Source organism: Streptomyces sp. NPDC003042 (assembly GCF_053591315.1).
In genome coordinates, this window is sequence record NZ_JBSFTP010000065.1 from 20616 (window position 1) to 42257 (window position 21642).

Consider the following 21642-nt stretch of genomic DNA (forward strand, 5'->3'; position numbering starts at 1 on the left):
CGCACGCCCCGACTCTCACTCGAAAGAGTTGGTCCTCCCGGCGTAGGGCGCAGGGCGCGGGGAGCACGTAGGCTCGGATTGACCGAGCGTTCCCGAAGGTCGTCCCGACGCTATGGAGTGAGTCCCTGTGATTTCCGGTGGTGGCCAGCCCGACATGCAGCAGCTGCTCCAGCAGGCCCACAAGATGCAGCAGGACCTCGCCGCTGCCCAGGAAGAGCTGGCGCGGGCCGAGGTCGAGGGTCAGGCCGGCGGCGGCCTGGTCAAGGCGACCGTCACGGGTGCCGGTGAGTTGCGCGCGCTGGTGATCGACCCCGAGGCCGTGGACCCGCAGGACACCGAGACGCTGGCCGACCTGGTGGTCGCGGCGGTCCAGGCGGCCACCGAGAACGCGCAGGCGCTCCAGCAGGAGAAGATGGGCCCCCTCACCCAGGGCCTGGGCGGCGGCACCGGCATCCCCGGCCTTCCGTTCTAGCCCTCCCACCACACCACCGCAACCGCCCCGAAACCGAGAGAAGGCAGTCCGTTGTACGAAGGCGTGGTCCAGGACCTGATCGACGAACTGGGCAGGCTGCCCGGCGTCGGGCCCAAGAGCGCGCAGCGGATCGCCTTCCACATCCTGCAGGCCGAGCCGACCGACGTCCGCCGCCTCGCGCACACGCTGCTCGAGGTCAAGGACAAGGTCCGGTTCTGCGCGGTGTGCGGGAACGTGGCGCAGGAGGAGCGGTGCGGCATCTGCCGTGACCCGCGCCGCGACACCTCGGTCATCTGCGTGGTCGAGGAGCCGAAGGACGTCGTGGCGGTCGAGCGGACCCGTGAGTTCCGGGGCAGGTACCACGTCCTCGGCGGGGCGATCAGCCCCATCGAGGGTGTCGGCCCGGACGATCTGCGCATCCGCGAACTGCTCGCGCGCCTGGCGGACGGCGCCGTGACCGAGCTGATCCTCGCCACCGACCCGAACCTGGAGGGCGAGGCGACCGCCACCTACCTCGCCCGCATGATCAAGCCCATGGGCCTGAAGGTCACCCGCCTGGCCAGCGGGCTCCCCGTCGGGGGAGATCTGGAGTACGCGGACGAGGTCACGCTCGGGCGGGCCTTTGAAGGAAGGCGACTTCTCGATGTCTGACGCAACGCTGCACGCCCTGGGCCAGGATCCGGACGATTTCGCCGTCCAGATCTCGGACCAGATCGAGTCCTTCATCGTCGCGGTCACCGAGGTGGCCAAGGGCGAGGACCCGGACAGCGCCGTTCCCTTCCTCCTGCTGGAGGTGTCCCAGCTGCTGCTCGCGGGCGGCCGCCTGGGCGCGTACAAGGACGTCCTGCCCGAGGAGCGCTACGAGCCCGACCTGGGCCCCGAGCCGGACGTGGACGATCTGCGCGAGCGGTTCGCGCTGATGCTGGAGCCGGTCGACGTCTACTCCGAGGTCTTCGACCCCTACGAGCCCCGCAAGGCCCCGGTCGCGCACCGGATCTCCGACGACGTGGCCGACGTCGTCGCCGACCTGCGGCACGGGCTCATCCACTACCAGGCGGGCCGGATCACCGAGGCGCTGTGGTGGTGGCAGTTCTCGTACTTCACCAACTGGGGCCCGACGGCCTCGGCCACCCTGCGCGCGCTCCAGTCGCTGGTCTCGCACGTGCGCCTGGATCAGCCGCTGGCGGAGCTGGACGGTCTGGACACGGACGAGGACATGACCGAGGAGGACCTCGCGGAGCAGGCCGGACGCCTGATGGCCGAGGAGCTGGGCGGCCTCGGCCGGCAGTAGGCCGGTGACCGGGGCGACGCCGGCGACACCCCCAACGACCTCGACAGGAGAGCCTCGCCGGACAACCGGTTCTCTGATCGTTTCGTCTCATGATGTGGCACGGGGCGTTCGGATCCCGGCCGCTCGTTAGACTGCACCAGCAATGAGACGGACCGAGCGAGGAGCGCACGTGGGCCTTGTCGTGCAGAAGTACGGAGGCTCCTCCGTAGCCGATGCCGAGGGCATCAAGCGCGTCGCCAAGCGGATCGTGGATGCCAAGAAGAACGGCCACCAAGTGGTCGTCGTGGTTTCCGCGATGGGCGACACGACGGACGAGCTGATCGATCTCGCCGAGCAGGTATCACCGATGCCTGCCGGGCGTGAGTTCGACATGCTGCTGACCGCCGGAGAGCGGATCTCCATGGCCCTGCTGGCCATGGCGATCAAAAACCTGGGCCACGAGGCCCAGTCGTTCACCGGTAGCCAGGCAGGCGTGATCACCGACTCGGTCCACAACAAAGCGCGCATCATCGATGTGACGCCGGGCCGTATCCGCACCGCGCTGGACGAGGGCAACATCGCCATCGTCGCCGGCTTCCAGGGCGTGTCCGCGGACTCCAAGGACATCACCACCCTCGGCCGCGGCGGTTCGGACACCACCGCCGTCGCACTCGCCGCGGCGCTGGACGCCGAGGTCTGTGAGATCTACACCGACGTCGACGGCGTCTTCACCGCGGACCCCCGCGTCGTGAAGCGGGCCCAGAAGATCGACTGGATCTCCTCCGAGGACATGCTGGAGCTCGCGGCCTCCGGCTCCAAGGTGCTGCTGCACCGCTGCGTCGAGTACGCGCGCCGCTACAACATCCCGATCCACGTCCGCTCGTCCTTCTCCGGACTGCGGGGCACGTGGGTCAGCAACGAGAATCCGCAAGGGGACGCGCAGGTGGAGCACGCCATCATCTCCGGAGTCGCGCACGACGTCTCCGAAGCCAAGATCACGGTCGTCGGTGTCCCGGACAAGCCGGGCGAGGCCGCGGCGATCTTCCGCGCCATCGCGGACGCCGAGATCAACATCGACATGATCGTCCAGAACGTCTCGGCGGCCTCCACGGGCCTCACGGACATCTCCTTCACCCTCCCCAAGACCGAGGGCCACAAGGCCATCGACGCCCTGGAGAAGGCGAAGGGCCAGATCGGCTTCGAGTCGCTGCGCTACGACGACCAGATCGGCAAGATCTCGCTGGTCGGCGCGGGGATGAAGACGAACCCGGGCGTCACCGCCTCGTTCTTCCAGGCGCTGTCCGACGCCGGCGTCAACATCGAGCTGATCTCGACCTCCGAGATCCGCATCTCGGTCGTGACCCGCCAGGACGACGTCAACGAGGCCGTCCGCGCCGTGCACACGGCCTTCGGCCTCGACTCCGACAGCGACGAAGCCGTTGTCTACGGAGGCAGCGGACGATGACCGCGCCCCGGTCCTCCGGCCCGGCGCTCGCCGTGGTCGGGGCGACCGGAGCGGTCGGCTCGATCCTGCTCCGGATCCTGTCCCAGCGGGCGGACGTCTGGGGCGACATCCGCCTGATCGCCTCCTGGCGCTCGGCCGGCCGCGTGCTGGCCGTCCGCGGGGAGGAGTGCGAGGTGCTCGCGCTCACCGAGGACGCCTTCGACGGCATCGGCAAGGGCGATGTCGTGCTCTTCCTGACCCCGGCCGAGGTCTCGGCGCGCTGGGCTCCCCTCGTGGCCGCGCGCGGAGCCGTGGCGGTGGACCAGTCCGCCGCCTTCCGCGAGGACCCCGAGGTGCCACTGGTGGTGCCCGAGGTGAACGGCCACACCGTACGGATCCGGCCGCGCGGCATCGTCGCGGGCCCGGACTGCGTGACCGCCGCGATGATCGCCGCCCTGGGCGCGCTGCATGCCGAGTACTGCCTGGCCGACCTGGTCGTCTCCTCGTACCAGGCCGCCAGCGCCGCCGGGCGGGCCGGCACGGAGGCGCTGCGCCGCCAGGTGTCGCTGGTCGCCGGAAGCTCCCTGGGTGAGCAGCCCGGGGACGTGCGCCGTGCCGTGGGCGAGGACACCGGCCCCTTCGCGGCGCCGCTCGCGCTCAACGTGGTGCCCTGGTCCGGTGAGCTGCGCGAGGGCGGCTGGTCCTCGCACGAGCTGGCCGTACGGGCGGAGACCCGGCGGATCCTGGACCTGGACTCGCTGCCGATCGCGGTGACGTGCGTACAGGTTCCCGTGCTGACCGGGCATTCCCTGACCGTACGGGCCCGCTTCGAGCAGAAGGTGGACGCGGCGCACGCCCGGGAGATCCTGGACACGGCGCCCGGAGTGGTGCTCGTGGACGATCCGGCGGCGGGGGAGTTCCCGACGCCGGCGGACGCGGCCGGGACGGATCCGGCCTGGGTGGGGCGGGTGCGGGCCTCGCTCGACGACGTCCGGTCCCTGGAGTTCTTCGTGTGCGCCGACAATCTCCGCAAGGGCGCGGCTCTGAATGCCGCGCAGATCTCGGAACTGATCGCGGGTGAATTCGCGTAATTCGCTTTGTAGGATCGGCGGTGATCCCTCGATCAAGGTGATGGCCCGACTGCCGCCTGGATAAAACAGGGCAATTGGGAAGAGCGGGTACGCATGAGGGCAATGGGGAAATTGCTGAAGGCTTTGCCTCGCGCGTACAACCCTGACGGGGGGACGCGTGTCCAACGGGCGTGGCAGAGGCATTGCTCGACTTCGCCGTCGTACCGGCGCGCACCGGAATCGTCCCGGCGCGTCGGCGCTCCGGCGCACCCGGCGGCTTCCCGGTGATCGCTCCCGTTCCGCCGGCCGGCGCGCTGCCCGCCACGCCACCCGCCGTTCCGACCCGGGGCGGCCGAGTGCCCTCGCCCCGCGATAGCGCGGACACGGGCGGGAGTGCGGCAGGGAGCACGGCCGTCGGCGAGACCACCGCCGAGACCACCGCCGAGGCCGTCGCCCCGCGGCCCGTCGTGGCCGGGACCACGGTCGACCACCTCACCGAGACCTACCAGGCCCACTACCGCTCACTCCTCGGCCTGGCCGCCCTGCTCCTCGACGACACCGCCTCCTGCGAGGACGTGGTCCAGGAGGCCTTCATCCGCGTCCACTCGGCGCGCAACCGGGTCCGCGACCGCGACAAGACCCTGGCCTACCTGCGCCAGACCGTCGTCAACCTCTCGCGCTCCGCGCTGCGCCGCCGCATCCTCGGCCTCAAGCTGCTGTCGAAGCCGATGCCTGACATGGCCAGCGCGGAAGAGGGCGCGTACGACCAGCTGGAGCGCGACGACCTGATCAAGGCCATGCGCGGCCTCCAGCGGCGCCAGCGTGAGGTACTGGTGCTGCGCTACTTCGCGGACATGACGGAGGTCCAGGTCGCCGAGACGCTCGGCATATCACTCGGCTCGGTCAAGGCGTACGGCTCGCGGGGCATTGCCGCGCTGAGGGTGGCGATGGAGGCTGCGCAGTCATGAGGGACGACGAGCTGAGGGACGACGAGCTGAGAAAGGTGCCCGGCCGCTCCGGCGACGAGCAGGCGCTCCGCAGCCTGCTGGCCGGGGCCGTGGGGGCCCTGGAGCCCGCAGAGGGCGCGCTGGAGCGGCTGCGCCATGCGGTGCCCGCCCGCCGGGCCCGTAAACGCAACACCCTCGTCGGGGCGACCGCGGCGATCGTGCTGGCCGGCATCGTGGTCCCGGCCGCACTGCACCTGCGGGACGACCGGGGCGCCACCGCCGGCCACTCGGCCATCGCCGGGCACGGCGCGACGCAGGGAACCACGACGGGAGGCCCCGCCGACCCGCATCACAACGGGGCCGGGGCCGGGGCCCAGCCGAGCTTCACGAAACCCGCCGGCAAGGACCAGGAGGCCGGCGGCGCCGGCGGGCAGCCGGTCACCCGGACCAGCGGCTCGCCGTCCGGCGGTGCGGTGGCCGGTCCGTCGAGTGCGGGGGCCTCGGCCGGCACGTCGACCGGCACCGGCCCCGGCACCGGCGCGGGTCCGCAGCCCCCGGTCGCGGCGCCGGGCGTGCCGGGATGCACCGCCGAGCAGCTGGGGGTGCTGGGCAGTGCCCGCGCCCCCGAGGCCGACGGCAAGGTGTACGGCAGCTTCAAGGTCACCAACGTCTCCGCGCGCGGCTGCGTGGTCAGCAGCCCGGACACCGTGACGGCCGCCCCGGTGGACGGCCCGCCGCCCCCGCAGGGCTCCGGAGTGAGCGTGACAGGCCACACGGCGGGGGACCCGGCGAGCGGGCTGCTGCCCGATCCGTCCGCCGAGGAGCCGCTGCTGATGCTCCAGCCGAACACCGGGTACGAGGTGCGGTTCGCCTGGGTGCCCTCCGCGCAGTCCTGCCCGGCGGCGACCACCGGTCCGACCGCCGAGCCCTCGCAGGAGGGCACGCAGCAGACCCCCACCGATACGGAGCGCAGCGCCTCCGCCGACGGTGACGGGGCGGCGGCCCCGGCCCCGCCGAGCGAGGGCCCGGCCGAGGATCCGGCCGGGGTGGAGGTGTCCCATACGCCCGGCACGCCGGTGGCGGGCGCTCCGGTCACGCAGACCACCATCCCGGAGGCCTGCGGCGGAACGGTCTACCGGACGGGTTTCATTCCGCTGGACGCGCCGTAGCGGCGGCGGGGGTGGCAGCGGCAGTACGTACGGCGGCCTCGGCCGGCGGCAGCAGCCCCGCCTCGGCGTCGCGCAGGGTCTCCACCTCGCGCCGGTAGAGCCGGAACCACATGAACAGCACGAAGGCGACGAAGACGAACCATTCGCCGGTGTAACCGAGGTTCTGGAAGGCCTTCAGGTCGAGGCCGGTGTTGTTGGGCGCCTTCGCCGGCACCGGAACCATCCCGTCCGCAGGGGTCCGCACCGTCAGCCAGGCGTCGTAGAGCGGGTCCGGCACGAGGTTGACCAGCGTGGCCGACCCGATCACCCCGAGCTGGCCCGGCGGCAGCCCACCCTGCGCGTGCACGCCCTTGGTGCCGGAGTTCTCCGAGGCCTGCAGGGCCCCGGTCACCTCGACCCGCCCGGTCGGCGCGGCCGGAGCCTTCGCCGGGTCCGCCACCCCCGGCAGCCAGCCCCGGACCACCGGGACGGTCCTGCCGGAGTCCGTCCGCAGCAGGGTCAGGACGTAGAAGCCGGACTTCCCGTCGAGGAGCCGCTCGGGGACCAGCAGCTGTTCCCCGTACACCCCGGCCGTGGAGGCCAGCCGTCCGGAGGTCCGGGTGTTCACCGGGAGCAGCGAGTCCAGCGGGGCGGCCGCCTGGTCGGCGGGGCGCTCGGCCCTCGCCTCCCGGTGACTGCCGACACGGTCCTCGAACCGGCCGAGCTGCCAGGTCCCCATGAACAGGCAGAAGGGGATGGCGAGCGCGACGAAGACGTTGATCCCCCACCAGCGCGGGGTCAGGAGAAACCGGTGCACCCCACCACCGTACGGGGGGCGCACCGGTGGGACGGTGGCGGGGTTCAGCGCGGAAGGTGCTTGAGCGCGAACTCCAGGTCCATGCGGACCTGCTTGATCCGCTCCTCGACGACCAGCGAGCCGTGCCCGGCGTCGTACCGGTACACCTCGTGGACCGCGCCGCGTGCCGCGAGCCGGTCCACGTAGTTGTCGATCTGCCGGATCGGGCAGCGCGGGTCGTTGACGCCCGCCGCGATGTGGACGGGCGCCTTCACCGCGTCCACGTACGTCAGCGGCGAGGACACCTCGAAGCGCTCCGGGACCTCCTCCGGCGTACCGCCGAAGAGGGTGCGGTCCAGGGACTTCAGCGCCTCCATCTCGTCGTGGTACGCCGTCACGTAGTCGGCCACCGGTACGGCGGCCAGCCCCACCGCCCAGGCGTCGGGCTGCGTGCCGATGCCCAGCAGGGTCAGGTAGCCGCCCCAGGAGCCGCCCGACAGCACCAGCCGCGCCGGGTCGGCGAGGCCGGAGGCGACGGCCCATTCCCGGACCGCCGCGATGTCCTCCAGCTCGATCAGGCCGACCCGGTGCTTGAGGGCGTCCGTCCACTCGCGGCCGTAGCCCGTCGAGCCGCGGTAGTTGACCCGCACGACCGCGAAGCCGTGGTCCAGCCAGGCCGCCGGGGTCGCCAGGAAGGCGTCGCTGTCGTGCCAGGTGGGCCCGCCGTGGATCTCGAAGATGGTCGGGAAGGGGCCCTCCCCGTGGCCCGCCGGCCGCTGCGCCAGGGCGTGGATCCGGCCGCCGGGGCCCTCCACCCACACGTCCTCCACCGGCACCGAGCCGGGCGGCCGGAAGCCGGGAGGGTCGAGGACGATGCCGCCGGCGGTGGACCGCAGCGCTGCGGGTTCGGCCGCCGAGGACCACTGGTACTCCACCGTCCCGTCCGGGCGGGCGGTCGCTCCCGCCACCGACCCCGGGGGCGTGTCCACGCGTACGAGCTCCCGTGCGGCCAGGTCGTAGCGCCACAGCTCGCTGCGCGCCTCGAAGCTGTGCGCGATGAGCAGCGCGGACCCGTCCGGGTACCACTCGGCGCTCACGTCACCCGGCAGATCGATCGCCAGGCCCTCCTGGGTGCCGGTGGCCACGTCCCACACCATCGGCTCCCACCGACCGCGCCGCTGGTGGCCGACGAGCAGCCGGGTGTCCCCGGTGACGGGCGCGAAGCCGAGCACCTCCAGGCCGAGCTCCTCGGTGCCGCCGCGCGAGTCGTCCAGCTCCGCGACGGTGTCGCCGTCGAGGGTGAGCACGCGCAGCGCCGAGTGCATCGCGTCGCCGTGTTCGGTGTGCTCGACGGCGACCAGGGTTCCGTCACGCGACAGGTCGCCGACGCCGGCGGACTCGCGGTGGCGGTAGATGACGGTGGGCGCGCTGCCGTCGGGCCGTACGACGTGGATCGTGGACCCTTCCTCGTCGGTGGACCGGCCGACGACCGCGGTGCCGTCCCGGCCGATGGCGAGTCCGGCGGGGTAGGAGGGCTCCAGGCCGGGCGTGGCGGGCTCGTCGGGGCCGCCCGCGAAGGGCTGGCGGACCCAGGTGCCGAACTCGTCGCCGTCGGTGTCGGAGAACCACCAGATCCACTCGCCGTCGGGGGAGAGGGTGCCGTCGGTGGTGCCGTTGGGACGGTCGGTGGCCTGCCGCTGCGTGCCGGTGGCCCGGTCCCAGGCGTAGAGCTCGAAGGTCCCGGTCGCGTTCGAGACGAAGAGAGAGCGGTCCGGTGCGTCCTCGGCCCACTCGGGCAGCCCGACGCGCGGGGCCCGGAAGCGCTTCTCCCAGTCGGGGGTCTCGCGCGGCTGGGCGGTTCCGGCGCTTTCGAGGGTTTCGAGGGATTCGCCGGGGGTCAGATCGCTGTCGCTGGTCATGCCCACCATTCTTGCCGCATCGCCGGGCCGGGATGCCGACTGCTCCGAACGGGCGCATGGTGGTGTGCGTACGCCGAGTGTCCCGAGAGGGTGTTGATCATGGCCAAGAAGGCGCGTACCGGTCACCAGGGCCACCACGGCCATCATGATTCAGAGCGTGCCCTGGCGAAGAACACGGCGGCCGAGGCGCGTGCCAAGGCCGCGGCGAGCGACGTCCAGTCGGCCGCGGCGAAGACGCGGGGCATGCAGCAGAAGGCCCAGTCCAAACGAGGCTGATCCCTGCCCCGGGGCCGGGCGGCCTGCGTAGGGTGGCGCCATGCGGATGATCGTGCGGGGCGCCCGGCTGCTTCACACCCAGGGCCTGTCCGACATCGAGGTGGGCGAGGACGGCCGGATCGCCCGCGTGATCCCGTACGACGATCAGAAGGAACCACCGGCGACCGGCATCCTGATCGAGGCGCACGGCGGCCTGCTCACCGCCCCCTTCGTCGAGCCGCACATCCACCTGGACACCGCCCTGACCGCCGGGGAGCCGCGCCCGAACGCCTCCGGCACCCTGTGGGAGGGCATCGCCTGCTGGAGCGAGCGCAAGCGGACCCTGACCCGCGAGGACGTGATCGGGCGGGCCACCGAGGTGCTGCGCTGGCAGGCGGCCCAGGGCGTACTGCACGTACGGACCCACTGCGACATCACCGACCCGGCGCTCACCGCGCTCGACGCGCTGCTGGAGGTGCGCGACCGGGTGCGGGACTTCATGACCCTCCAGATCACCGCCTTCCCGCAGGAGGGCATCGTCTCCTTCCCCGGTGGCGAGGCGCTGCTGCGCGAGGCGGCGCGGCGCGGGGCGGACGTCGTCGGCGCGATCCCGCACTTCGAGGACACCCGGGAGGACGGGGTCGCCTCGCTCGGGATCGCCTTCGCGCTGGCCGAGGAGCACGGGCTGCGCGTCGACGCCCACTGCGACGAGATCGACGACGAACAGTCCCGCTTCGTGGAGGTGCTGGCCACCCTCGCGCTGCGTTCGGGCCTGCGCGAGCGGGCGACCGCCTCGCACACCACGGCCATGGGCTCCTACGGCGGCGCGTACAGCTTCAAACTCCAGCGGCTGCTCTCCCGTTCGGGCATCAACCTCGTCTCCAACCCCTTCGCCAACCTCAATCTCCAGGGCCGCTTCGACGCTTACCCCAAGCGGCGCGGGCTCACCCAGGTCAAGGAGATGCTGGCGGCCGGGGTCAACGTGGCCTTCGGCCACGACGACGTGATGGACCCGTGGAACGCGCTGGGCACGGGCAATCCGCTCCAGACCGCGCTCGTCGGCCTGTACGCCGCCCAGCTCACCGGCGCGGACGACATCCCGGTGGCCTTCTCGATGGTGACGGACCGTGCGGCGCGGGTGCTCGGCCTCGGGGCCGAGGAGTACGGCATCGCGCCGGGCGCCCCCGCCTCCTTCGTGCTCCTCCCGGCACCGAGCCCCGAGGAGGCGATCCGCCGTCAGGTCCGGCCCCGCTACGTCGTCTCGCGCGGCCGGGTCCTCGCCGAGACCCCGGCCGCGCCGACCCGGCTGTGGTGGCCGGGGGAGGAGGAGCCGTCGCAGGTGGACTTCACCCGCCTGACCTAGGCTGCCGGTCCATGACATGGACCCTTCGCAACGTGGACGGCGAGCCGGCCCGGGCCGCCTTCGAGATCGCCTCCGAGTACGCGGACACCGCGCTGCTCAACCACTCCGTCCGCTCCTACGCCTTCGGCGCGGAGTACGCGCGCCGGCACGGGCTCTCGTACGACGCCGAACTCCTCTACGTCAGCGCCCTGCTGCACGACCTCGGCCTGACCGCGCCCTTCGACAGCCACACGCTGCCCTTCGAGGAGGCGGGCGGCCACGTGGCCCGCGTCTTCACGGCGGGGCTCGGCTGGTCGCCTGCCCGCCGGGCGCGGGCCGAGGAGGTGATCGTCCTGCACATGCGGGACGACGTCACGGCTGCCGAGGACGTCGAGAGCCACCTCCTCCAGGTGGGTACCAGCGCGGACGTCTCGGGGCTGGGCGTGGCCGATTTCGACCCCTCCTTCACGGCCGGGCTCCTCGCCGCGTACCCCCGGCTGGGCTTCGGCGCGGCCTTCCTCGCACTGGTCGAGGACCAGGCCGTACGCAAGCCCCGGTGCGCGGCGGCGTCCTACGTCGCGGCCGGCGCGGCCACCCGCATCGCGGCGAATCCCCTGGACCACTGACACCGGGGGCGGGCGGGCCCGGCCCGCCCGCGCCCGGTCAGAGCCCGCGCTCGATCATGCCGATCACGTCCTGCCCCGCGTCGTGCGCCTGTTCCGGGGTGACCCCGCGCAGCGGTCCGTCGATGATCAGCGCGGCCAGCCCGTGCACCGCCGACCAGGCGAGGAACTCCGCTCCCGGCCGCCGGTCGGCCGGCAGTACGCCCGCGTCGACCAGCTCGTCCAGCGTGGCGCCGAGCAGCTCGAACGGCGTGAGCCCACCCGCCCCGGCGGCCGTGGCGTCCTCGGCGTAGGTCATGTCGGCCGGGGCGTGGAAGGCGGTCCGGAACCAGCCGGGCTCGGTCACGGCGAAGCGGAGGTCGCCGGACTCCTCGACGAGCTGGAGATCCACCTCGCCCCGGTCCTCCTCGGCTCCGGCATCCGCCTCCTCGACGGGGTCGACCCGGCGCTGCGCCTGGTCCCGGACCGCACCGTCGCCACCCCCGAGGTCACCCACCTGCGCTATCGCGTCGGCTGAGCTTCGGGCGGGGACGGCACGACCCTGGCTGGGGCAGCGGCTCGTTCACGCCGTCCTCAGACGCGGGACCGGCCATTCCGCGAGGGCTTCCCTTTTGTGCAAGCCGTGCGCCCGCACGGCACGCCATGATCACGCCGCCACAGTCCGTGGCGACCAAAGCGCTTGTGATCAGGGGGAGTTCACCCATGCCCGAAAGAACCCGCACCACCAGACGCCGTACGGTGATATGGCGCCGGGCACTGGCGACCGCCGCCGTTCTGGCGGCCACCGGAACCATGCTCGCCGTGTCCCCGCAGCCCGCCCACGCGGCTCTGCCCACGCGGACGATCGCCGACCCGGTGCACTACTGGAACGACGTCCTGCTGAACGTCTTCCGCCGGGTCGGAGGCGGGCCCGTCCCGATGGCCCGGGCCGCGGCGATGATGAACGGGGCGATCTACGACGCCGAGTCCTCGTACCAGCTGAAGTGGAAGGGGAAGATCACCTCGGAGCCCTACCTCCACGCCGAGAAGTACGCGGGCTGGATCGAGGGCCCGGACGAGGAGGAGCGGGTCATCGGCCGCACCGCCTACAACATCCTGCTCGGCCTCTACGGCAGCGGGCAGACGCAGTACGCGGACCAGACCCAGTACCTCGACGCGCGGTTCCGCGAGCGCTTCGGTGCCGAGCCGACCGGCTTCGACATCCTCGACGCCTCCGTCGTCGGCGGCATGGTCAAGCAGATGACGGATGCCCGCAGCGGCGACGGCTCCGAGAACCCGCAGGTCTACGTGGGCGACAAGAGGCCCGGCGCCTGGCGTCCGACCAGCTACCCGGACATGCCCGACGCCTCCTGCGACGAGGAGAGCGACGGCGTCCACCCCTTCTGGGGCCAGGTCAAGCCGTTCTCGCTGACCTCGGGCTCCCAGTTCCGCCCGACGACCCTGGCCCAGTACGGGTCGTACGAGAACCTCGTCGCGAGCGACGAGTACAAGCGGCAGGTCGAGGCCGTACGGTCGGCCGGCGCGGACAAGCCCACCGCGGCGACCCCGGTGATCAACCGGACGCCCGACCAGCTGGCCGCCGCCTGGTTCTGGGCCAACGACAACAACGGCACCTACAAGCCCCCGGGCCAGATGCTCCAGGCCACCCGCGAGGTCGCCACGGCCCGCAAACTGAGCGTCTACGCCAACGCGCGCCTCTTCGCGCTCGTCTCGATCGCCCTCGCGGACACGGGCATAGCCGTGCGGGACGCCAAGTTCGCGACCCCGGTCGACCTGTGGCGCCCCGTCTCCGCGATCCGCGAGGGCGGCCTCGACCCGCAGTGGAAGCCGCTGCTCAAGAGCCCCGCCGGGGTCAACGTCAGCCCCTGCTTCCCGGCGTACGTGTCCGGTCACGCTTCCTTCGGGGGTGCCTGGGCGGGCGTGATGAAACGATTCTTCGGCAGTGACGACATCTCCTTCGACCTCACCACCGACGAACCGCAGGCCCCCGTCAAGACCCGGCGCTTCACCAGCTTCAGCGCCGCCGGGAAGGAGGACGCGGACAGCCGCGTCTGGCTCGGCGTGCACTTCCCGTGGGACGCGACCGACGGACTCGCCCTCGGCGAGAAGATCGCGGCCCAGGTCTTCACGACCAAGCTCCGCGCCCTCTGACCACGGCGATCACCCGGAACGCAGGAAGGGCCTGATCCACTGAGTGGATCAGGCCCTTGACCTGGTCTTACGAAGTCGGGGTGGCGGGATTTGAACCCACGACCTCTTCGTCCCGAACGAAGCGCGCTGCCAAGCTGCGCTACACCCCGATCGCCGCCTTGCAGCTCTGCTGCCGTGGCGACATCGATTACTTTAGCGGACCCTCGGCCGGAGACGAAATCCGGTTTTCGCGGGGGCGGCGCGGGCTTGGCGGGGAGGTGCGGCGCGGTGCCTACGCCTTCGGTGTCAGCGTCAGGAGCGTCGCCTCCGGCGGGCACGCGAAGCGGACCGGGGTGAAGCGGTTGGTGCCGCAGCCCGCCGAGACGTGGAGGTAGGCGCGCTGGGCGTCCGCCTCGTACGTGGACAGGCCCTTCACCCGCTTGGTGTCCAGGTCGCAGTTGGTGACCAGCGCCCCGTAGAAGGGGACGCACAGCTGCCCGCCGTGCGTGTGCCCGGCGAGGATCAGCGGGTAGCGGTCGGCGGTGAAGGCTTCGAGGACCCGCAGGTACGGGGCGTGCACGACGGCCATCGAGAAGTCCGCGTCCGCCTCCGGACCGCCCGCGACCTGCTCGTACCGGTCCCTTTTGATGTGCGGGTCGTCCAGACCGGTGAAGGCCAGCTCCAGCCCGTCCAGCTTCAGCCGGGCCCGGGTGTTGGTGAGGTTCAGCCAGCCCGCCGCGTCGAAGGCGTCCCGCAGTTCCTCCCACGGATTGTGGACGGCGCCGACGACCGGCTTGTTGCCGTTCAGCCCGTGCCGGCCCTGGGCCTTCTCGATCAGGTAGCGCCCGGGATTGCGCAGCCGCGGCCCGTAGTAGTCGTTCGACCCGAAGACGTACACGCCCGGGAACTCCATCAGGGGCCCCAGCGCGTCGAGCACCTCGGGGACACCTTCGGTGTCGGAGAGGTTGTCGCCCGTGTTGACGACGAGGTCCGGGCGCAGGCCGGCCAGGGACTGCAGCCAGGCGCGCTTCTTGCGCTGCCCGCCGACCATGTGGATGTCCGACACCTGGAGCACGCGCAGAGGCCGCGTCCCCGGCGGCAGCACGGGCACCGTGACCCGTCGAAGGCGGAAGGAACGGGCCTCGAACCCGGCGGCATAGGTCACTCCCGCGACCCCCACCGCCGCGATTCCGGCGGTGACCTTCAGTGGTACTCCGTAACGCGCGCGCATGGCCCCTATCGTCGCAGACCCGCAAAACGCGCGGGCGCCACCGCCCCCGAACCTGGCACACTCCACCCATGACCACGCTCAAGGCCAAGCTTCAGGAAGACCTCACCACCGCCATCAAGGCACGCGACGAGCTCGCCTCGTCGACGCTGCGCCTGACCCTCTCCGCCATCACCAAGGAGGAGGTCGCGGGCAAGGAAGCGCGCGTGCTCTCCGACGACGAAGTCCTCAAGGTGATCGCCAAGGAGGCGAAGAAGCGCCGCGAGGCCGCGGAGGCCTTCGCCCAGGGCGGCCGGGCCGAGCAGAGCGCGCGGGAGACCGAGGAGGGTGAGTTCCTCGACAAGTACCTGCCCAAGCAGCTCAGCGACGACGAGCTCGTCGCGATCGTGACGCAGGCGGTCGAGGAGGCCAAGGCGGCGGGCGCCGAGGGGCCGCGGGCCATGGGCGCCGTCATGAAGATCGTGAACCCGAAGGTGGCGGGCCTGGCGGAGGGCGGCCGGGTCGCCGCCGTCGTCAAGCAGCAGCTCTCCTAGCCGTACGCAAGACTTTCCTGGACGTACGCAAGAAGGGGAGGGCCCGACCGGTGATCCGGTCGGGCCCTCCCCCCTTTACGCGTCGTCGCGTCCTACTGTTCCTCGCGGCCGCCGATCAGCCCCGGCTCCAGGGTGATCCCCGGGAACGGGTTGTCCGGGGTGCCGCCCGTCCTGCCGCCGGTGGCTCCGGCCGTCGTCATGCCGCCGGGCCGGCTGTCGCCGGGCTTGCCGTCACCGCCCGGCTTGCCGGGCCTGTTGGGCCTGTTCGGGCTCGGCGGGACCGTGTTGCCGCGGCCGCCGCCGTTGCCGTCGCCCGCTGCCGAGGGCTCGGGGATGCCGACCGTGACGAAGCTCGGGGCCTCGCGCCCGGACAGCGCGCCCGAGACCGCGTCCTTCCAGATGGGACCGGGCAGACCGCCGCCGAAGACCTTCGGGTAGTACTGCCCGCCGATGGTGATGTCCTCCATCGAGATCTTCTTCGCGCCGCCCGAGCCGACCCACACCGCGCCGGAGATGTTCGGGGTGTAGCCGACGAACCAGGCGTTGTAGCGGGAGTCGGTCGTACCGGTCTTGCCCGCGTTGTCCCGGTCGGTCAGACCGGCCCTCTCACCGGTACCGGCTTCGACCACTCCGCGCAGCAGGGTGTTGATCGTGTCGGCGGTCTCCGGCGCCATCGCCCGGTCGCAGTGCGACTTCGGCACCGCCAGCGCCTTGCCGTGCGCGTCGGTGATCGACTCCAGGACGATCGGTGTGCAGTGGACACCCCGGTTGGCGAAGGTGGCGTACGCGTTGGCCATAGTCAGCGGGGACAGTTCGGCGGAGCCGAGCGCGATGGACGGCTCCTCGGGCAGCTTCACGCCGCTGGCCGGCACCACGCCGAGCTTCTGCGTCATCTCCGTCACCGGGCAGATGCCGATCTCCGAGATCATCTGCACGAAGTACGTGTTGATGGACTTCGCCATCGCCGTCTTCAGCGCGTACGGACCGATCTCGTCGACGGTCTCGTTCTGGGCCGTCGCGCGCTTGCCCTTCACGGGCACGTTCAGGAACTGCGAGCCGTCGCACCGTGACACCGGGCTCGGGTAGTCCATCTTGTTCGGCGCCGAGTACACCTTCGTCGGCTCCATCCCCTGCTCCAGGGCGGCGGCCGCGACGAACGGCTTGAACGTCGAGCCCACCTGGAAGCCGAAGTTGGAGCCGCCCATCCGCTTGTCGACGGAGTAGTTGATCTGCGTCTCGTTCTTCCCGAAGCCGTACGGCTTCGACTGGCCCATCGCCAGCACCCGTCCGGTGCCCGGCTGGACCAGGGTCACGGCCGTCGCGATCGAGTCGTCCGCGTAGACGTGGTCCTGGATGGAGGCGTTGGCGGATTCCTGCGACTGCGGGTCCAGCGTCGTGCGGACCGTCAGGCCGCCCTGGTTCCAGATCTTCGCCCGCTCCTCCCGCGTCTTGCCGAAGACCGTGTCCGACAGGAAGGTGTTGCGCACGAAGTCGCAGAAGAAGCCCGCGCCCTTGACCGCGGTGATGCAGCCGTTCTTCGGCCTGGTCACCTTCAGCTGGATCGGCTTCTTCTTCGCCTCGTCGGCCTCCGTCTGCGAGATGTCCTTCATGTCGGCCATCCGCTGGAGCACGATGTTGCGGCGCTTCGTCGCCTCCGTCGCGTCGTTCACCGGGTCGTACCGGCTCGGCGACTGCACGACGCCGGCCAGCAGCGCCGACTCGTCGAGCGTCAGGTCCTTGGCGGGCTTGCTGAAGTAGCGCTGTGCCGCCGATTCGATTCCGTACGCCTGCTGGCCGAAGTAGGTGATGTTGAGGTAGTTCTCGAGAATCTTGTTCTTCCCGAGCTCTTCCTCGACCTGGATCGAGTACTTCAGCTCGCGGATCTTGCGTCCGAGGCTCTTCTCCTGGGCCTCGCGGACCTTCGTCTCGTCGTCGCCGGCTTCCTCGACGAAGACGTTCTTGACGTACTGCTGAGTGAGGGTGGACGCGCCCTGCGCGGCTCCGCCTTCCTGCGCGTTGCGGTTGACCGCGCGCAGGATGCCCTTGAGGTCGATCGCGCCGTGCTCGTAGAAACGCGAGTCTTCGATCGCGACGATCGCCTTCTGCATGTACGGCGAGATGGCCGTCAGCGGGACCACCTGCCGGTCGCGTGAATAGACGGTGGCGATCAAGCCACCCTCCGCGTCCAGAATCGTGGTGCGCTGGCTCAGCGGAGGTGTCTTGAGATTGGCCGGGATCTCATCGAAACCCTCGACCGTGCCCTTGGCCGCGAGTCCCAGCGCGCCGGCGCCCGGGATCGCGATGCCGGCCAGTACAACTCCGGAGAGAACGGACACCCCGAGGAACTTGGCGGCCTGCTGTGGCCGCGTGAGCCCGCCGCCCGAGCGCTTCTTTCCCATAGGGAGGAAGCCTACGTTCTGATTCGCCGGACACGCGCGAATGCCTTGGCCTAAGCTGTCCCCAACTGTCACAGCAGTGCGGTGCGACATCAACCCCGCGGCTTGTTTTTCACCCTTCCCGAATGGGGTGGACACATGTCCGAATCCCGCTCTTCGCTCTGACGGCGGCTCACCGGCATCCCCCGATTTCACCCGAATCGCCGGAATGGTCGGGCATGTCGCCGGATCACTCCGTCGGGTGATCTGCCGCTTACCCATAGTCCGTTCGGACCATTCAAGATTGGGCCCGTCGGGGGTGTTGCGCTGTGCCCACCTTCCGTAACGTCCTCAACTGGCAGCGGTGAATATGCCGCTACCGCCGTGGGGGAGCCTCGATTCGGGAGAGGACGGCACCGGGATGGGCTGGGTTACCGACTGGAGTGCGCAGGCAGCCTGCCGCACTACCGATCCGGATGAACTGTTCGTTCAAGGAGCGGCACAGAACAGGGCCAAGGCGGTGTGCACCGGATGTCCGGTGCGGACCGAGTGCCTGGCCGACGCGCTCGACAATCGCGTCGAGTTCGGCGTGTGGGGCGGAATGACCGAGCGGGAGCGTCGCGCCTTGTTGCGCAGGCGCCCCACCGTCACCTCGTGGCGACGGCTGCTCGAAACCGCACGCACGGAGTACGAACGCAGTACAGGCATCCTCACCATGGATGTCGACGCGGAGATCGACGTTCCGTACGAGACGTACGCCGCGGCCGGGTGAGTCACCCGAGCACCACGGCACCACCGTCGTAGCAGTCGTACGAACGCCTAAGCTCCGGCCGGAACCCCGGCCGCGAGTCGTTCTCCGATGGCCCGTAGCCCGGCGAGGTCGTGCACATCGCCGGGCAGGGCGGCCACTTCGGTCACCGCCACTTCGGGGTGCAGCGAGGTGAAGCGATCGCGTGTGCGGTGTTCGCGCGCGATCACCCGCATCCTGTCGGCATGAAGGCGCAGCAGTCCTGCCGTGATCTCGTCCACGTCGGGGGAGCCGTGTCCGTCGGTCTCACGCAGTCCAGCTTTCCCGGACTCCTGATCGACAATGCCGCCTTCTTCAAGATTCTCTGCGGCGGCCAGCGCCCGCTCCGCGGACAGCCGGCCGGCGTCGCTGCCGTGCACCCGGTTCAGTACCAGGCCCGCCAGCGGCATCCGTTCGGCGGCCAGCCGTTCGACGAAGTACGCCGCCTCGCGCAGGGCGTCCGGCTCGGGAGCCGCGACCACGAGGAAGGCCGTACCGGGAGCCTGGAGGAGCCGGAAGGTCGCGTCCGCACGCGTGCGGAACCCGCCGAACATCGTGTCCATCGCGGCCACGAAGGTCTGTACGTCCTTCAGCAGCGAGGCACCCATCAGCTTGCTGAGCGTGCCGGTCATCAGTGACATGCCGACGTTGAGGAACTTCATCCCCGCCCGGCCGCCCATCTTCGCCGGAGCCATCAGCACCCGGATGAACTTCCCGTCCAGGAAGGACCCGAGGCGCTTCGGCGCGTCGAGGAAATCCAGCGCGGACCGGCTCGGCGGAGTGTCCACGACGATGAGGTCCCAGTCGTCCCGGGCCCGCAACTGGCCCAGCTTCTCCATCGCCATGTACTCCTGCGTGCCCGCGAAACCGGCCGACAGGGACTGGTAGAAGGGGTTCGCCAGGATCGCCTGCGCCCGCTCGCCCTCCGCGTGCGCCTCGACGATCTCGTCGAAGGTCCGCTTCATGTCCAGCATCATGGCGTGCAGTCGGCCGCCCCTGTCGCCGTCCACGTCCGCGACCTCGCGCGGGGTGTTGTCCAGCGAGTCGATGCCCATCGACTGGGCCAGCCTGCGGGCCGGGTCGATGGTCAGCACGACGACCTTCCGGCCGCGCTCGGCCGCCCGTACACCGAGCGCCGCGGCGGTGGTCGTCTTGCCGACCCCTCCGGCGCCGCAGCACACGATGATCCGGGTCTTCGGGTCGTCCAGCAGCGCGTCGACCGCCAGTCGCGGCGGCGTGTCCAGGCCCACGGTGTCCACACCCTCGCTCATTCGGCGTCCGCCTGCTTGCGCAGTTCCGTGGCCAGCTCGTACAGCCCGGCCAGTTCCATCCCCGAGCCGAGCAGGGGGAGTTCGTACGCCGGCACGTCCAGCCCCGCCAGCACCGCACGCTGCTCGCGCTCCAGCTCCACCCGGCTCGCGTGCTCCGCGGCCTGCGTGAGCAGCGGATCCACCAGCCGCTCGGCCAGCCCGCCGCGCCGCGCGCCGCCCAGCCCCGCCCGGGACAGGGCCTGCGCGATCTCGGCGCGCCGCTCACCGGCCGCCGCGCGCAGGGTGTCCTCGTCCAGGTGGTGCGGGCGCACCATGTTGACGACGACCCGGCCCACCGGAAGCCCGGCCGCGTGGAGCTCCGCGATCCCGTCCGCGGTCTCCTGCACGGGCATCTCCTCCAGCAGCGTCACCAGGTGCACGGACGTCTCGGGGGACTTGAGCACCTTCATGACGGCCTGCGCCTGGTTGTGGATCGGCCCGAACCGGGCCAGCCCCGCCACCTCGTCGTTGACGTTCAGGAAGCGGGTGATCCGCCCGGTCGGCGGAGCGTCCATGACCACGTGGTCGTAGACGAACCGGCCGGCCTTGTCCTTGCGCCGCACCGCCTCGCACGCCTTGCCGGTCAGCAGTACGTCCCGCAGCCCGGGCGCGATGGTCGTCGCGAAGTCGATCGCGCCGAGCTTCTTGAGCGCGCGGCCGGCCGAGCCGAGCTTGTAGAACATCTGGAGGTAGTCCAGCAACGCCCGTTCGGCGTCGATGGCGAGCGCGAACACCTCACCACCGCCCCCGCCGGGAGCGACGGCGATCTTCCGCTCCTCGTAGGGGAGTGCCTCCGTGCCGAAAAGCTGTGCGATGCCCTGCCTGCCCTCGACCTCCACCAGAAGAGTCCGCCTGCCCTCGCGTGCGAGGGCGAGCGCGAGTGCGGCGGCGACCGTGGTCTTGCCGGTGCCGCCCTTGCCGCTGACCACCTGGAGCCTGCTCACAGCGTCCGAGCCTAACGACTCGGTTCCAGGGCCGCGCATGAGCCCCGCACGAGAGGCATTACGCTCGCCCCCATGACCAAGAAGTTCGAATACGCGACGGTCCCCCTGCTGGTCCACGCCACCAAGCAGATCCTCGACACCTGGGGCGAGGACGGCTGGGAGCTCGTCCAGGTCGTGCCCGGCCCGAACAACCCCGAGCAGCTCGTGGCCTACCTCAAGCGGGAGAAGGCATGAGCGGAGTCGTCGAGGCCAAGCTGGCCGAGCTCGGCCTGACCCTGCCGGACGTCGTCCCGCCGCTGGCCGCCTACCAGCCGGCCGTGCGGTCGGGTGCCTACGTGTACACCGCGGGCCAGCTCCCGATGGTCCAGGGCAGCCTCCCGGTCACCGGCAAGGTCGGCGCCGAGGTCTCGGCGGAGCAGGCCAAGGAGCTGGCCGCGACCTGCGCGCTGAACGCCCTGGCCGCGGTCAAGTCGGTGATCGGCGACCTCGACAAGATCGCCCGCGTGGTCAAGGTCGTCGGCTTCATCGCCTCGGCCCCCGACTTCACGGCCCAGCCGGGCGTGCTGAACGGTGCGAGCGAGCTGCTCGGTGCGGTGCTCGGCGACAAGGGCGTCCACGCCCGCAGCGCGGTGGGCGTCGCGGTCCTCCCGCTGGACGCGCCGGTCGAGATCGAGATCCAGGTCGAGCTGCTTTCCTCCTGACGCGCCGCACCTCCTCGACGCGCCACACCTCCTCGACGCGCCGCTCGCGCGGCTCGGCGCCGGAGCGCCTCCCCGGCTTCGCGCCGCTGCGCCGGACTCCGTCCGGCGGAGCCGGGCGGCAGCTCCGGACCCGCCAGGCGGACCGCCGCTTCTTTCAGCCTCGTCAGGGGCATCCCCGGACGGAGTCTGGGGCGATCGAGGCGCGGAGCCCCGGGAGCGGGCCCGCCGGGCCGGCCCCCGGTCGGCCCGGCGGGGTCCGCCACCCGTGGTGTGCGGGGAGGGCGGCCCACGAACATCGGGCCGGATGGTCGTAGCATGCGGCCATGCCGAATGGTCAGCACGGTCCGT

At 71.2% G+C, this 21642-nt stretch carries 22 protein-coding genes and 1 tRNA gene; 15 read left to right on the forward strand and 8 right to left on the reverse strand.

Features of this window, described 5'->3' with window-relative positions; genetic code table 11:
* Positions 1-127: 127 nt before the first annotated feature.
* The 7 genes from ACWDYJ_RS26840 to ACWDYJ_RS26870 all read left to right on the forward strand — a co-directional run bounded on the left by ACWDYJ_RS26840 (position 128) and on the right by ACWDYJ_RS26870 (position 6372).
* A complete protein-coding gene (locus ACWDYJ_RS26840; protein WP_451568152.1) occupies positions 128-472 on the forward strand; it encodes a YbaB/EbfC family nucleoid-associated protein in 345 nt (114 codons plus the stop codon).
* A gap of 51 nt (positions 473-523) precedes the next feature.
* Positions 524-1123, forward strand: a complete 600-nt coding sequence (recR, locus tag ACWDYJ_RS26845; protein ID WP_451568153.1) for a recombination mediator RecR — start codon at positions 524-526, stop codon at positions 1121-1123.
* Positions 1116-1763 carry a DUF5063 domain-containing protein gene (locus ACWDYJ_RS26850; protein WP_451568154.1) on the forward strand — a complete coding sequence of 216 codons (648 nt, stop codon included), beginning with the start codon at positions 1116-1118 and terminating at the stop codon, positions 1761-1763. Before recR ends, ACWDYJ_RS26850 begins: the two co-directional genes overlap by 8 nt.
* A 169-nt stretch (positions 1764-1932) precedes the next feature.
* Positions 1933-3207, forward strand: a complete 1275-nt coding sequence (locus ACWDYJ_RS26855; protein WP_451568155.1) for an aspartate kinase — start codon at positions 1933-1935, stop codon at positions 3205-3207.
* Positions 3204-4277 carry an aspartate-semialdehyde dehydrogenase gene (locus ACWDYJ_RS26860; protein WP_451568156.1) on the forward strand — a complete coding sequence of 358 codons (1074 nt, stop codon included), beginning with the start codon at positions 3204-3206 and terminating at the stop codon, positions 4275-4277. The genes ACWDYJ_RS26855 and ACWDYJ_RS26860 overlap by 4 nt, the downstream gene beginning before the upstream one ends.
* Positions 4278-4447: 170 nt before the next feature.
* Entirely contained in the window at positions 4448-5224 is a 777-nt protein-coding gene (locus tag ACWDYJ_RS26865; RefSeq protein WP_451568157.1) for a SigE family RNA polymerase sigma factor, read from the forward strand.
* Positions 5221-6372 carry a hypothetical protein gene (locus ACWDYJ_RS26870; RefSeq protein WP_451568158.1) on the forward strand — a complete coding sequence of 384 codons (1152 nt, stop codon included), beginning with the start codon at positions 5221-5223 and terminating at the stop codon, positions 6370-6372. Before ACWDYJ_RS26865 ends, ACWDYJ_RS26870 begins: the two co-directional genes overlap by 4 nt.
* Here ACWDYJ_RS26870 and ACWDYJ_RS26875 read toward each other — a convergent pair.
* Positions 6350-7168, reverse strand: coding sequence for an SURF1 family protein (locus ACWDYJ_RS26875; RefSeq protein WP_451568159.1), 819 nt, complete (start codon positions 7166-7168; stop codon positions 6350-6352). The genes ACWDYJ_RS26870 and ACWDYJ_RS26875 overlap by 23 nt on opposite strands.
* Positions 7169-7212: 44 nt before the next feature.
* Positions 7213-9075: a prolyl oligopeptidase family serine peptidase gene (locus ACWDYJ_RS26880; protein ID WP_451568160.1), complete on the reverse strand. Its 1863-nt coding sequence runs from the start codon at positions 9073-9075 to the stop codon at positions 7213-7215.
* Positions 9076-9165: 90 nt separating this feature from the next.
* Between ACWDYJ_RS26880 and ACWDYJ_RS26885 the strand changes: the two genes are divergently transcribed.
* Genes ACWDYJ_RS26885 through ACWDYJ_RS26895 form a run of 3 tightly spaced genes read left to right on the forward strand, consistent with a single transcriptional unit; the run spans position 9166 to position 11289 of the window.
* A complete protein-coding gene (locus ACWDYJ_RS26885; protein ID WP_451568161.1) occupies positions 9166-9342 on the forward strand; it encodes a hypothetical protein in 177 nt (58 codons plus the stop codon).
* A 40-nt stretch (positions 9343-9382) separates the two neighbouring features.
* A complete protein-coding gene (codA, locus tag ACWDYJ_RS26890; RefSeq protein ID WP_451568162.1) occupies positions 9383-10684 on the forward strand; it encodes a cytosine deaminase in 1302 nt (433 codons plus the stop codon).
* Positions 10685-10695: 11 nt separating this feature from the next.
* Complete coding sequence (locus tag ACWDYJ_RS26895; protein ID WP_451568163.1) at positions 10696-11289, forward strand: HD domain-containing protein; 594 nt, start codon at positions 10696-10698, stop codon at positions 11287-11289.
* Positions 11290-11326: 37 nt separating this feature from the next.
* On the opposite strand, the gene ACWDYJ_RS26900 is transcribed toward ACWDYJ_RS26895, so the two are convergent.
* Positions 11327-11782, reverse strand: coding sequence for a TetR-like C-terminal domain-containing protein (locus ACWDYJ_RS26900; RefSeq protein WP_451568164.1), 456 nt, complete (start codon positions 11780-11782; stop codon positions 11327-11329).
* A 206-nt stretch (positions 11783-11988) separates the two neighbouring features.
* Between ACWDYJ_RS26900 and ACWDYJ_RS26905 the strand changes: the two genes are divergently transcribed.
* Positions 11989-13437, forward strand: coding sequence for a vanadium-dependent haloperoxidase (locus ACWDYJ_RS26905; protein WP_451568165.1), 1449 nt, complete (start codon positions 11989-11991; stop codon positions 13435-13437).
* Positions 13438-13512: 75 nt separating this feature from the next.
* Here the strand turns inward: ACWDYJ_RS26905 and ACWDYJ_RS26910 are convergent.
* A tRNA-Pro gene (locus ACWDYJ_RS26910) sits at positions 13513-13586 on the reverse strand.
* 122 nt (positions 13587-13708) lie between these two features.
* Complete coding sequence (locus ACWDYJ_RS26915; RefSeq protein WP_451568166.1) at positions 13709-14647, reverse strand: metallophosphoesterase; 939 nt, start codon at positions 14645-14647, stop codon at positions 13709-13711.
* Between the two features lie 68 nt (positions 14648-14715).
* Here ACWDYJ_RS26915 and ACWDYJ_RS26920 point away from each other — a divergent pair, with 68 nt between their 5' ends.
* Positions 14716-15177: a GatB/YqeY domain-containing protein gene (locus ACWDYJ_RS26920; RefSeq protein ID WP_451568167.1), complete on the forward strand. Its 462-nt coding sequence runs from the start codon at positions 14716-14718 to the stop codon at positions 15175-15177.
* Positions 15178-15269: 92 nt separating this feature from the next.
* Here the strand turns inward: ACWDYJ_RS26920 and ACWDYJ_RS26925 are convergent, their stop codons facing one another.
* Positions 15270-17576 (reverse strand): transglycosylase domain-containing protein, encoded by a 2307-nt coding sequence (locus tag ACWDYJ_RS26925; protein ID WP_451568168.1) that lies wholly within the window; start codon positions 17574-17576, stop codon positions 15270-15272.
* A 397-nt stretch (positions 17577-17973) separates the two neighbouring features.
* Between ACWDYJ_RS26925 and ACWDYJ_RS26930 the strand changes: the two genes are divergently transcribed.
* The gene (locus tag ACWDYJ_RS26930; RefSeq protein WP_053676911.1) at positions 17974-18324 is read left to right on the forward strand and encodes a WhiB family transcriptional regulator; all 351 of its coding nucleotides are present in this window, start codon (positions 17974-17976) and stop codon (positions 18322-18324) included.
* A 47-nt stretch (positions 18325-18371) separates the two neighbouring features.
* On the opposite strand, the gene ACWDYJ_RS26935 is transcribed toward ACWDYJ_RS26930, so the two are convergent.
* Positions 18372-19610, reverse strand: coding sequence for an ArsA family ATPase (locus tag ACWDYJ_RS26935; RefSeq protein ID WP_451568169.1), 1239 nt, complete (start codon positions 19608-19610; stop codon positions 18372-18374).
* Positions 19607-20593 (reverse strand): ArsA family ATPase, encoded by a 987-nt coding sequence (locus ACWDYJ_RS26940; protein ID WP_451568170.1) that lies wholly within the window; start codon positions 20591-20593, stop codon positions 19607-19609. The genes ACWDYJ_RS26935 and ACWDYJ_RS26940 overlap by 4 nt, the downstream gene beginning before the upstream one ends.
* Before the next feature lie 72 nt (positions 20594-20665).
* On the opposite strand from ACWDYJ_RS26940, the gene ACWDYJ_RS26945 reads away from it, so the two are divergent.
* Entirely contained in the window at positions 20666-20827 is a 162-nt protein-coding gene (locus ACWDYJ_RS26945; RefSeq protein ID WP_007264966.1) for a DUF4177 domain-containing protein, read from the forward strand.
* Positions 20824-21294, forward strand: coding sequence for a RidA family protein (locus ACWDYJ_RS26950; RefSeq protein ID WP_451568171.1), 471 nt, complete (start codon positions 20824-20826; stop codon positions 21292-21294). Before ACWDYJ_RS26945 ends, ACWDYJ_RS26950 begins: the two co-directional genes overlap by 4 nt.
* The last annotated feature ends 348 nt before the right edge of the window (positions 21295-21642 follow it).